Raw genomic sequence first — 12109 nt, 5'->3', positions numbered from 1 at the left:
AGGACAGGACCTTGCGCGTGAACCAGTCCATGATCGCCACGAGATAGAGAAATCCCCGTTTCATGGGAATATATGTGATATCGGAACACCAGACCTGGTTAGGCCGATTGATGACCAGATCCCGTAGCAGATATGGATATTTCCGATGCTCCGGATGGGGCACGGTCGTGCGCGGCTTCTGGTAGATCGCCCGAAGGCCCATGATCGCCATGAGCCGCCGGACCCGCTTGCGGCCCACTTCATGTCCCAGGCGGCGCAGATGCCATGTCATCTGCCGTGAGCCATAATAGGGCGTTTCCAGGAACTGGGCGTCGATCAGCCGCATCAGCTCCAGATTGGCCTCGCTCTGTGGCACAGGCCGATAGTAGACGCCCGACCGGTTGAGTTGCAGCAGCGTGCATTGCCGGATTATCGGCAGACGCGCTCGCTTCGGGTCAATCATCTGCCGCCTCTGATCACGCCCAACCGAGCAGAGGCATCGCGTAAAAAATCCCGTTCCACGAGAAGCTCGCCTATCTTCGCGTGCAGTTTCTCCACATCAGCAGGGCTGACCGGGGGCTCCGCCACCGTCTTCCCGGAGAAGGTCGCCGCCATCCCCTCGATCGCCTGCCGTTTCCACTGGGCGATCATCGTCTGATGCACCCCATGTTTCGAAGCCAGTTCCGCCAGCGTCAGTTCCCCACGGATCGCTTCCAGGGCAACCCGTGATTTGAACTCCGCCGCATACCTCTTGCGCGTAACCTTGCCCATAAAACCCGTTCTCTCTCAGATCGGATTATAGCTTATCGCCCTGTCCGAAAAATGGGGACCACTTCTCCTGCTGGAAGGGGGAAGTGATTGGCACGCTGGGGGTGGATGTCGTGTCCTACCAGGGCCGGACGGGGGCGGCGACGGTGGTCGAGATCACCCGCTCCGCCGATATGGAGCGCGCGGCACGGGTGACCTGTGCTGCGCTGAACCTGTCGGGCTTCTTCGGGCTGGATTTTGTCCGCTGCGCGCGCACCGGCACCTATCATTTCATAGAAATGAACCCGCGCCTGACCCAGATCGGCCATCTGTGCCATGGCGGCACGACCCTGATCCGCCGCCTGCTGCAACATGTGCAGGGAAGCGCCCTGGCCACACGCCCCCATCCGGGCCAGGAAGTGGGCGAGCGCAGCGTAATTGCCCTGTTCCCGCAGATCCTGCGCGCCGATGCCGCCAGCCTGCACAATGCGGGCGCATGGATCGACATTCCCTGGCGCTACCCCGAACTGGTGGAGGAACTGCTGCGCCGCCCCTGGCCCCGCCGTGGTTCCGTGGCCCGGCTGGAGGAACGGCTGCGACCCAACATGCCCTATGGCAAATCGGTGGACCGGGGCGAAGCCCTGGGCAAGCTGTCCACCCTGCTGCAGGGCGGCATGATGACGGACAGTTCGCCCATGGCGGCGTTACGGACCAGCCATATATAAAAGGGGCCGGAATTACCCTGCAATCATAGGGAAGTTTTTGGGGAAGCTTTTTTCAAGAAGCTTCAAGGAACGTCGCCTTTTTGAAAAAAGGCGACACCCAGAAACTTTTATTTTTTCAAAGCATTGTTTCAAAAATATGCTCTTAAAAAAGCCGCCCGGAAAGCCGGGCGGCCCTGTCATGCCCTTACGCGGGGCAATGGATTATTTCGCGCTATCCCACTGCTGCAGGATATCGGCCTTCACGCTGGCGGGCACCGGCACGTAATCAAGGCGATAGGCTGCGGCATCACCGCTTTTAAGCGCATAGCCAAAGAACCTGCGCACATCCGCGCCATGGGCGGTCTTGCCCGTCGGCACGGGAACCAGCACATAGGTGGGGGACATGATCGGCCACGCACCCGCACCGGCGGTATCCAGCAGGTCAACCGCGAAATGGGACGCATCCTTCCAGTCCGCTGCCGCGGCGGCGCTGTTGAAGCTGTCCATGTTGGGGGCCACAAAGGCACCGCTATGGTTCTTCAGCTTGACGGTAATCATATGCGCGTTGGCGGCAAAGGCATATTCAACATAACCGATCGCGCCTTCGGTATTGCGCACGGAAGCCGCCACGCCATCATTGCCACGCGCGCCAATGCCACCGGGCCATGCGATGGAAGCCCCCGCACCCTGCCCTTCGCGCCATTCAGGCGAGACATGGGCCAGATAGCCGGTGAAAACCGCCGTCGTGCCCGACCCATCGGCACGATGCACGGTGGCAATCGCGGTATCGGGCAGCTTCAGGCCGGGGTTGAGGGCCGCGATGCGGGGGTTGTTCCACTGATCGATCTCACCCCGGTAGATGGCGGCAAGCGTGGGACCATCAAGCTGGATCTGGTTGGCGGCAATGCCGGGCAGATTGATGACGGGCACGATCCCGCCCATGACAGTGGGAAACTGGAACAGATGCGCCGATTCCAGCTTCTGGCGCTCCATCGGCACATCGGATGCACCAAAATCAACCGTACCGGCCAGGATCTGGTTCTGGCCCGCGCTGGAACCCACGGTCTGATAATTCAGGTTAACGCCAGCCGCACTCCGACCGTCTGCCCCCCAGGCTCCATAAATGGGCGCGGCAAAGCTGGAACCGGCACCCGTGATATCAGCAGCATGCGCCATGACCGGCAGGGCGGTTGCCAACAGGGCACATGTAAGCATTCGAGCAGGAAAGTACATAATACTCATGTTCTCCGACATGAAAATACAGACGCGTCTGGCCGTGAAGCCGACAGGCCAGACAATAAAAAAATGACCGTGTAAAATAAAATGATAAGTCCATGACAGTTTTATGAAGGAAATATGAATTCTTCCCGACCCTGTCCGGATGCCTGCGCCGGATAAATCCCAAAGGCGTTTCCAGCGACGCCTTTTCCCAAAAACCGCGCAGACACTGCCTTTGTAAAAAAAGGCGGCACCCGGGTCCTTTTATCTTTTTTACCAATCCGTTGTTTTGCAACGCGCCCAATAAAAAAGGGCGCGGTGTGTCACACCACGCCCCGATAACACGCCCCTGCCGTCGGGTCAGGCACGGCTGTAGATGTCTTCCACACGCACGATGTCATCTTCCCCCAGATAGGGACCGGACTGGACTTCGATCAGGGTCAGGGGAATACGGCCGGGATTTTCCAGCCGGTGCAGGGCACCAAGCGGCAGGTAGACACTCTCGTTCTCACGCACAAGGATCTTCTCCTCATTGCGGGTGACCTGTGCCGTGCCTTCCACCACAACCCAGTGCTCGGCGCGATGGTAATGCTTCTGCAGTGACAGCTTTCCGCCCGGGTCCACCACGATGCGCTTGACCTGGAAGCGGCTGCCCTCGATCAGGCTCTCGTAAAAGCCCCACGGACGATAGCACCGTGTGTGGCTTGCCGCTTCCTTGCGCCCGGCCTTCTTGAGCAGGGAGACAATGGCCTTTACATCCTGCGCATGCTGGCGGTGCGTAACCAGGACCGCGTCATCATTGACCACGACCAGCAGGTCCTCCACCCCGGTCACGGCGGTCAGGACGCCGTCGCTGCGCACGTAGCTGCCCGATGTATTATGCATGAACACATCGCCAATGCTGACATTGCCCGCGCTGTCCTTGGGGCTGAGTTCCCACAACGCATCCCAGCTGCCCACATCGGACCAGCCGAAATCACCGGGAATGACGGTCATGAGCGTGGTCCGTTCCGCCACGGCATAGTCAATCGAGATATCGGGGCAGGCATCGAAGGCCGCTTCGTCCAGCCGTTCGAAATCAATGTCGGAACGCCGCTCGCGCACGGCCTGCGTCACGGCGGCGATGATGGCGGGTTCAAACTTTTCCATCTCGGCCAGCATGGTGCGGGCGGTAAAGACGAACATGCCCGAATTCCACAGGAACCGGCCCGATTCGAACATGCGCGTGGCATTTTCGGCATCCGGCTTTTCAACAAATTTGGCAACGGAAAAGGCACCCGCGTACCCATCCAGCGCCGCGCCCTTTTCAATATAGCCATAGCCGGTTTCCGCCTTGGTTGGCGTCATGCCGAAGGTCACGATGCGGCCCGCGCGCGCGACCTGGGCCGCAATGGCCAGGGCGGGGGCGATATTCTCGGGCTTCTGCATCGCGGCATCGGCCGCCATGACCCACAAGACCGCATCGGGATCGGTTTCGGCCGCAAGCAGGGCCGCCGCGGCGATGGCGGGTGCCGAATTGCGCCCCACCGGCTCAAGCAGGATGCGCGCCTGCGTGATCCCCACTTCCTTCAGCTGCTCGGCCATGATGAAGCGGTGCTCGTTGTTGCACACCACGATCGGGGCGCTGAAGCCCGGTCCGTGGCTGCGCAGGGCGGTTTCCTGCACCATCGTATGCTTCGTGACCAGTGGCCAGAACTGCTTGGGATAGGAACTGCGCGAGACAGGCCACAGCCGGCTGCCACTTCCACCCGACAGGATAACCGGAACCACAGGAATCTGCCCCGGCTGCTGCGTTGTATGCGTCATGGAAGTGCCCATCGTAACTCCTTGGAAAAAAAACCGCCATCTACGTGAAGCGGCATGAATGAACCTGTTTTTCCATTCTGTCGCGCTAATGTAGCTTCTGCGTGGCCTGCCGCAAGACGTCGAGCGAGGCGCGAAGCTGCATCGTCTTCTCGTAATCACTGATCTGCTGGTGATAGGCGGCGAACAGGATGGCATCGACACGGATGACCAGCTTGCGCAGCCGCCAGAACTGTTCGGAATCGATGATCAGCGTGCGCGAGGTGTCCTCCAGCGCGCCAACCTGGACATATTTCAGGTTACGGACGGGGTCATCGTGCAGTTCCTCCACGAAGATGGGGATGAAGCACAAGGGACCGGGACAGGGGGCGGGCACATAGGGACGTGTCTCATGCCCGTCATACAGTTTCACGCGACTGATATCGAATTTCTGGTATTCCCTGACCAGCCATGCCATCTGCGCGGGTGGCGCGACACGCGCGAAATCCGCGCGCGTGATATCCAGAAAGACACGACGGTTCTGTATGATCGTCGCGTCATATTCGGCAAGCTGGCGGGCATAGGCCGCTTCTTCCTGCGAATGCTTCATAAGCACATTATGGCGGGCAAATCGGGCATCACTGTGGTTGTTCCAGCTCAGGTACCCCGCAATGCTGCCCAGCAGGGCCAGCAGCACCGGCAGCGCCATGCAGGCCCAGCGATGCCGCCTGATAAAGCCTGGTACATCCGTATGCCCGTAAATATGGACCGGATACATGCGACGCCTCCCAATCCGCGCGCCGTCTGCCACGCGCCCTCTTCATCCATGATGGAAAGGCTCCAGGCCAGCGGGGCGTGCTCCTCCCCCTGCGCGAAACCCGTTCCGGAGCTCCACCCTAACAGAGACACCACATTTCCGCCATGCATGCCCCCCCAGGCCACCCATCCGTGACCGGGGCCAAGGCGCTGCTTCAGGCACACATGGGCAGTCCGCCTGCCGCCGCCTGACCGGCCGGCAGAAATGAAGCCCTGCCGCGTGCGGGTATCCGCCATCCGGCATTCCGCCCCCGAAGGCATGGCTACGGATGCGCGCAGCAGTGCGGGGGCACCTTTTGGCATAAACATTATATGCATCATGATTGATAATATCATTATTCCGGCCCATGGACGGGCGGGCGGCAATGCCGGGCCGCCGTGCGACAGGATGTCAGGGGACAGACCGCGCCATCCCGGACGGAAATTTATGATGATCCGGTACAGCATATGCCCGGTATCCCGCACAAAGCCGCGAATTCCCGGTCGGAAATAAACGGCTGGAATAATCAATTATTAATTGATCTGCCTTAGCCGGAAAGCAGTGCGGTCCATCGAAGCATCGGTCCGCTCCGTGCCAAGCCCCAGCCAAGGTAAAGACATTGTCCGCGGACCTGCTCCTGACACTGACCCCTACGGAACAACAGGATATCAAGATCATCCGGGAATCCGGCCAGTTCGACACGGAATTCTACCTTGCCACCAATCAGGACATAGCCGGGTCGGGCTATGAGCCGCTGGTGCATTATGTCAAATACGGCTTCCGTGAAGGGCGGCGGCCCAACCGCAATTTCCGCCCCGCCCTGTACGTGGCGCAGCACCCTGATGCCGGGCTGGACAGCCGCAACCCGTTCATCCACTTCCTGCAGACCCATAATGGCTGCCATATCGCCCATCACGGGCTGCTGACACGCTTCCGGCTGGAGGACCTCAGCCTTGGGGTCAGGACACTTGAGCAGCTGCCCTTCTTTGAAGCCGGGGACTATCACGACCTGAACCGCGACGTGGCGCGTGATACGACCGACCTTGCCGAACATGCACTGCTGTATGGCGTGCCGGAGGGGCGGCGCCTGTTCAAGGCCCTGCGCGTGTCCGAAACACTGGGCACGCTGTGTATCGGCACCGAGCCAGATCATGCCACCCAGACGCTGCCCGATGGGCCGGTGCCTGACAGTATCGGCATTTTCTATAATTCAGGTGGCAATGTCTTCATTCATGAAATCGCGGCCGACCTGCACCGCACCCTGACGGAAGCGGGGCTGAACTGTGTCCTGCTGGATGAAAACACCGATCCCGACCAGCGCCCCGACCTGTGCATCTTCGTTGCCCCGCATGAATTCTTCCATATCGGGCGCGGGCAGGTCTGGGCCACGGGCAGCATCATCCAGGATGCCATCATGTTCAATACCGAGCAGCCACAGACCCTGTGGTTCGAGCGCGGCATCCCCTTCCTGCTCATGTCCGCCGGTGTGATCGACATCTGCCACCAGATGGCCCGGAGCTTCCATCAGGCCGGGATGCCCGCCATCCATTTCACGCCCAATATCGACACCACGCGCGGCTACCTGCTCAAGGAGGACATGACCCACCCCATGGTGCGCGTCCTGCCGCCTGCCTGCCGCAAGCGGCCCGACCCGCTTATCCCCTTTGCCCGGCGGCCACTGGACATCAGTTTTTTTGGCGGCAGTTCCGCCCACCGCGAGAAGTTCTTTGCCCGCAATGCCGGTTTCCTCGCGCAGTACCGCAATTACTTCTACTACCGCAAATTCACCACACCGATCGACAGCAGCCCGCGCGACAGGCTGCTCTCCCGCCTTGCCGCCCATGTAGCGGGGCATTCGCGCATCGCGCTGAACATCCACCGCGATGAATACGGTTTTTTTGAATGGCACCGCATCGTCAAGGGCGCGATGGCCAATGGCAGCGTGGTGGTATCCGAACCCTGCCTGCCGCACCCGGTGTTCCGTCCCGGTATCCATTTCCTGGAGGAAACCGGCCGCCACATCCCCAACCTGATCGAATGGCTGCTGCACACCCCCGATGGCCAGGCGCGGGCGGAAGAAATCCGCACGGCCACATGGCAGCTGATCGGCACCCCCGCCGGAAACCGCGCCCGCTGCGCGCGGATCCGTGGATTCATCTCGTATGTATGGAGCACGCCGGAAGCATGAGCCTCAACGCCCCATGGATGGCCACCGGCCAGTCCGCCCGCACGTTCAAAAGCCGCCGCAAGAAGCCGGCCGACCTGATCAGCATATGCCTGACCAACTACAATTACGGCTGCTACATCATCGATGCACTGGACTCCATTGCCGCCCAGACCCATACGGCCCTGGACCTGGTGGTGGTGGACGACCATTCCACGAAGGACGGGTCGGTTGACCTGATCACCGCCTGGATGGAAGCCAACCAGAAGCGGTTCTGGCGCGCCAGCCTGATCGTGCATGCGCGCAACCTGGGTCCCTCCGCCGCGCGCAACACGGCCTTCGGGCATGCCATGGGCACGTTCGTATTCGTAATGGATGCGGACAACACCATCTATCCCCGCGCCCTTGCCCGCCTGCACGAAGCCGCGCGGGATGGCGGGTTTGACGCCACGTACAGCCAGATCGAGTTCTTCGGCCGCGAGCAGCGCCTTGGCCTGGCCGACATATGGGACCCGATGCAGATGGCGCGCGAGAACTATGTGGATGTCATGGCGCTGGTCCGCCGGCAGGCCTGGATGGATGTGGATGGCTACAGCCATATTGACGCAGGATGGGAAGATTACGATTTCTGGCTGAAATTCATGGATCATGGGCTGGAAGCGGGCTACGTGCCCGAAATCCTGTGCCGCTACCGCGTGCATGGCGATTCCCGCACCACGAACGATGCCTGGGCCGCACATGAAAGCCTGCGTGCCATCATGGCCTTCCGCCACCCCGAACTGACCGCCCGCGCCCGCATGGCCACACAGGTGGTGAAAGCATGACCGGGACATATTTCCGCCAGCGCCCCCTGCCCCTATGATGGGAGCATGACAACACCCGCTTCCCCTGCCACACAGACATGCACGGACCACCGGATCATCGTGACCGGTTGCGACAGCACATATTTCGTACTGGTGGCAGAACTGGTCGCCTCCATCCGCGCGTACAGGCCCACCCCCATCGGGGTGATCGACTGCGGCATGACACCAGACCAGCGCGCCACGCTGCACGCGCAGGGCATACGGGTCCTGCCCCCTTTTATTCCCGATTACGCACCCCGGCGCGCGCTACGCCGCCGCCCCAGCCTGGGCATCAACATATCCAAGCTGTGGCTGGACCGGATGCTGCCGGAATTCGACCTGATCCTGTGGCTGGACGCCGATACATGGGTGCAGGACGGCATGGCGGTCGAACGCCTGTTTGCCGCGGCACGCAGCGGCACACTGGCCATCGTGCCCGAAATCGGGGCCAAGCGGGCCGACCTGCTGGGCGTGCGCTGGATCTGCCCCGGCTGGATGCAGATTCGTTCGTTTCTGTACAAGAACGCGGCCCGTGCGCGCCTGCCCTTTTCCATACGCAGGCGCATTGGCGCGAAGCCCCTGCTCAATGCTGGCGTGTTCTGCCTGCACCGCCAGGCGCCGATCTGGCCTGTCCTGCGGCGCTGGCAGGCACTGATCCTGCCCCGGCGCAACATGGCCTTCACGCAGGACCAGCTCTGCATGGCGCTGGCGGTCTATATTGACGGGCTGCCGGTCACATTCCTGGACAACAGCCACAACTACCTTGGCCCCTGGCTGCTGGATGAGGCTACGGGCCAGCTGGCCAACCTATTCTTTCCCCACGCGCCTGTCGGCATCGTACACATGGCCTCGCAGAAGGCCATGCGCGCGGCACTGGACAACACCATGCCCGTGCCCACCGTGCAGGGCGGGCAGGTGGCGCTCAACCTGCGTTACGGCGCCATGCGCCTATGCCGGGCGGCGGCTGTCGGGTGATGCGGGGGCAGCCTTTGCAGCACGGGCGGCCTGCACCTTCCCGGCGGCTGCGGTCAGCTGCCGGGCAAGGTTGAGGGCAAGCTCCGGCGGCAGCACGGTCACGACCCGCCTGTCACCCTTTGGCATATGTTCGGGTGCAGTGGCCATGAACAGGTCCATGACCACAATGGAATCCTGCACCGCTTCCGCCCCGCAGCTTACGGTGGGATAGACCACGGCGCGGCCGGTGGCGTCACGTTCTTCTGTCATGATCGTGTATTTCCTGTCATATGGCCCCTAGCGCGTGGTGGGCGTACGGGCCTGTTCACGCCGCAGCTTGAGGTTCAGGTCCTGTATGGTCTTGCGGGCGACCGTCAGTTCGTCGCGCACACGCGCAAGTTCCGTCCTGAGTGCGGCGATTTCAGCCCGAAGGGCAGGAGGATGATCAGCCATCTGCATACATTCCTTACACTATCAGGCGGTTCGGGCCGTGGCGGCAAAGCGGGTCCGCACCTGCTCGAACAGCGTGCGCGCCGCCATGTCCCTGGGGTCGGTATGCTCCATGTGGTGACGCATGCGGGCCGCGATCTCGTCGGCATGCAGCACCTTTGCCTCCACCAGCATCTGCATGAGATCCATGACCACAAGCTGCTGGGCCGCGATCATCTTCACGACAGGCATGACCTTGGCCTGCGCCGCATCACCCGCCGCCTGTGCAAGCGCCTTGCTCAACTGGTCGGTTATCGCCTGTTCGGTCATGAGCATGCTACTCCATTCCTGTCATCATGTGGCATACATGGTGATGGCAAACCACCAGCACAGCAATGCTGCCCACGCAGGGCGGGCCATGAGCCTGCGCCATATCTCCCCCATCCCAGGACCGTAAACCGCCATGTCGCCGCCCGTCATTCCCGATGATGAATTACATGTGACCTATATCCTGGCCTCCGGCCCGGGGGGGCAGAACGTCAACAAGGTGGCAACGGCGGCCCAGTTGCGCTTTGACGTGCGCAATTCCCCCTCCCTGCCACCACGCACCAAGCACAGGCTGGTTGCGGTGGCGGGCAGCCGGATGACGGGCGATGGCGTGATCGTGCTGACCGCGCGCCGCTTCCGCAGCCAGACCCGCAACCGCGAGGATGCCATCAACCGCCTGCATGAAATGATCGGGGAAGCCAGCACGGTGCAGGCCCATCGCGTACCCACCCGCCCGTCACGTAGCCAGCGCCGCAGGCGGCTGGACAACAAGCAGCACCGCAGCCGCATCAAGCAGGGACGCAGCGGCCGCTTTACGGACTGAGGGCGCATGGCCGACGCCGACAGTAGATCATGGCAACGCCAACGGCCATGCTCCCTGTGCCGCGCAGGGCGTCAGGCAGCTATATCATGCCATACAGGTAACAGTTGCCACACCTTTTGATATGGTTGCATATGGAGAGCACGCTAGCAGCGGGACCGATTGATAAACATATGGTATACACGTCTACCATCGCGGTATTTATAATAATTGATAAATTTAATTTTAATTTCGTATAATATGAATGAAAAAGCCTAAAGACCGCGATCAGGCCCTCGGCATGATTTTTTTCAATGGGGCGACAATCCACCCCCATCACAAGCCGGCCGGGGCTGTCAAAAAGGGAGATACAGGAGACACCACAGGGATTGTGAGAAACTTGGCTTTGGCACCAAAGGGTCTGCGTAACTGCGGATGGGCATGGTAGGGCGTGTCTACACGCTGTCACCCGGATAGACGCACGAACTGCCGTGTGCCCGTGCCTGATGACCTGCCACACCCACCGATCCATGTCGTCTGCGATCATGGGTATGCATCGTTTCGTGAGAGTATCTGGAACTGCGGATCTCGTCCAGTCATTCTACAACGGCACAAAGGCCCTGCAGTCGCCTGTCCCAAATGAGTATACAGGCACCGGCATGTGGTCAAAATCTGTGGACAGAGCCCAAGGAATGGCAGTTTATCGCGACCCGATATAAGAAGACAGCCGCATCCTTCCTCTCCGTCATCTTCATCGCTGCTACAGCAGACTATTTAAGGTTTAAACATGCCGTAGGGGCTGCTTAAAAAAAGCAGCATTTTCAATTTTCTATTATTTCCGTGCAGCTTCCATTACAGCTTCATCACAAATTACAGCGCTTTTATTACCATTTTCTCCCGGTTCAAAAACAAAATCATTGCCTGTATTCTCATCAGGATTTTCTATATAATGCCTGAAAAAACAGCGCATAGCATGAGAAACACCAATCGGGTTTATCTCCCGAAAGTCCTGTTCATAATACATGCCAGCAGAGTAACCACCTGTAATAATTTCATATGAAGGAAAATAATCGACCCAGTCAAAGCGTTGGGTCATCATTTCCCCTACGACCCGTAAAACCGACTTGCTGTAGGTATTTGCCGTTAGTACATGCTGGTTTTCATAGGTTGCAATAAGGGGAACTGGGGATACGGTCAAAACACATTTAACATTTTCATTAACTTTTTTCAGCTTAGTTAGAAACTCGCTCATTTCTTTAGCCGTCTGGTCAACATTGAAATTGATAAACTTGAATTTTTCTTTGTCAAATTCGCCGGCAACGACACCTGGAGCCAACGGGAAGACCGTACCGTCAACTTGGGAAACCCATGCTTCCGTCAGACCAAGAGTGAAAACGAAAATATCACAGTTTTCAAAAGCATTTTTGACATACTTCAAATGTTCGGAACGCGCTGCCATAACGTCTTCCGGAGAGACGAATCCGTCTGGCTCAACCTGCTGGCGCCAAGGGTCAACAGAGGTGGTCCCGTCCGTTCGGACAGTTTTGCGGGCTTGATAAGCTATACCCGGTTGTTGTTATGCCGCCCTTCTGACGGCGTTGCTGTTGGCCATCTGGTCCGGGGTTAACCCCGGACCAGATGGCGTCG

General features: G+C 59.8%; 12 protein-coding genes and 1 pseudogene. 5 read left to right on the top strand and 8 right to left on the bottom strand.

Annotated features, from left to right (window positions below; all coding sequences use genetic code 11):
* A pseudogene (locus tag CFR78_RS15310) lies at positions 1-750 on the bottom strand (IS3 family transposase); the annotation flags it as partial.
* Between the two features lie 83 nt (positions 751-833).
* Here CFR78_RS15310 and CFR78_RS15305 point away from each other — a divergent pair.
* Complete coding sequence (locus CFR78_RS15305; RefSeq protein ID WP_258366193.1) at positions 834-1451, top strand: ATP-grasp domain-containing protein; 618 nt, start codon at positions 834-836, stop codon at positions 1449-1451.
* Between the two features lie 201 nt (positions 1452-1652).
* Here CFR78_RS15305 and pstS read toward each other — a convergent pair whose 3' ends face one another.
* The 3 genes from pstS to CFR78_RS15290 form a co-directional block, all read right to left on the bottom strand.
* Positions 1653-2645 (bottom strand): phosphate ABC transporter substrate-binding protein PstS, encoded by a 993-nt coding sequence (gene pstS / locus CFR78_RS15300; RefSeq protein WP_034928845.1) that lies wholly within the window; start codon positions 2643-2645, stop codon positions 1653-1655.
* Positions 2646-3008: 363 nt separating this feature from the next.
* Positions 3009-4466, bottom strand: a complete 1458-nt coding sequence (locus CFR78_RS15295) for a mannose-1-phosphate guanylyltransferase/mannose-6-phosphate isomerase (RefSeq protein WP_051672033.1) — start codon at positions 4464-4466, stop codon at positions 3009-3011.
* 73 nt (positions 4467-4539) lie between these two features.
* Positions 4540-5139 (bottom strand): hypothetical protein, encoded by a 600-nt coding sequence (locus CFR78_RS15290; RefSeq protein ID WP_240601513.1) that lies wholly within the window; start codon positions 5137-5139, stop codon positions 4540-4542.
* Positions 5140-5845: 706 nt separating this feature from the next.
* Between CFR78_RS15290 and CFR78_RS15280 the strand changes: the two genes are divergently transcribed.
* From CFR78_RS15280 to CFR78_RS15270, 3 genes are read left to right on the top strand one after another with little or no spacing between them, the layout of a single operon-like run.
* On the top strand, positions 5846-7414 hold the full coding sequence (locus CFR78_RS15280; RefSeq protein WP_034928839.1) for a CgeB family protein: 1569 nt from the start codon (positions 5846-5848) through the stop codon (positions 7412-7414).
* The gene (locus tag CFR78_RS15275; RefSeq protein ID WP_034928836.1) at positions 7411-8214 is read left to right on the top strand and encodes a glycosyltransferase family 2 protein; all 804 of its coding nucleotides are present in this window, start codon (positions 7411-7413) and stop codon (positions 8212-8214) included. The genes CFR78_RS15280 and CFR78_RS15275 overlap by 4 nt, the downstream gene beginning before the upstream one ends.
* A 45-nt stretch (positions 8215-8259) precedes the next feature.
* A complete protein-coding gene (locus tag CFR78_RS15270; protein WP_034928833.1) occupies positions 8260-9207 on the top strand; it encodes a hypothetical protein in 948 nt (315 codons plus the stop codon).
* Here CFR78_RS15270 and CFR78_RS15265 read toward each other — a convergent pair.
* The 3 genes from CFR78_RS15265 to CFR78_RS15260 are packed head-to-tail and all read right to left on the bottom strand — an operon-like array spanning position 9181 to position 9951.
* Positions 9181-9456, bottom strand: coding sequence for a hypothetical protein (locus tag CFR78_RS15265; protein WP_007398895.1), 276 nt, complete (start codon positions 9454-9456; stop codon positions 9181-9183). The genes CFR78_RS15270 and CFR78_RS15265 overlap by 27 nt on opposite strands.
* 27 nt (positions 9457-9483) lie before the next feature.
* A complete protein-coding gene (locus CFR78_RS16405) occupies positions 9484-9639 on the bottom strand; it encodes a hypothetical protein (RefSeq protein ID WP_007398894.1) in 156 nt (51 codons plus the stop codon).
* Between the two features lie 21 nt (positions 9640-9660).
* The gene (locus CFR78_RS15260; RefSeq protein ID WP_240471341.1) at positions 9661-9951 is read right to left on the bottom strand and encodes a hypothetical protein; all 291 of its coding nucleotides are present in this window, start codon (positions 9949-9951) and stop codon (positions 9661-9663) included.
* A gap of 127 nt (positions 9952-10078) precedes the next feature.
* Between CFR78_RS15260 and arfB the strand changes: the two genes are divergently transcribed.
* A complete protein-coding gene (gene arfB / locus CFR78_RS15255) occupies positions 10079-10486 on the top strand; it encodes an alternative ribosome rescue aminoacyl-tRNA hydrolase ArfB (RefSeq protein WP_034928830.1) in 408 nt (135 codons plus the stop codon).
* Between the two features lie 808 nt (positions 10487-11294).
* Here the strand turns inward: arfB and CFR78_RS15245 are convergent.
* Complete coding sequence (locus CFR78_RS15245; protein ID WP_110581331.1) at positions 11295-12026, bottom strand: GSCFA domain-containing protein; 732 nt, start codon at positions 12024-12026, stop codon at positions 11295-11297.
* Between the last annotated feature and the right edge of the window lie 83 nt (positions 12027-12109).

It is taken from the genome of Komagataeibacter rhaeticus, assembly GCF_003207855.1.
GTDB lineage: Bacteria > Pseudomonadota > Alphaproteobacteria > Acetobacterales > Acetobacteraceae > Komagataeibacter > Komagataeibacter rhaeticus.
Note: the sequence above shows the minus strand (reverse complement) of the source record. Positions and strands in the feature narration are given on the sequence as shown.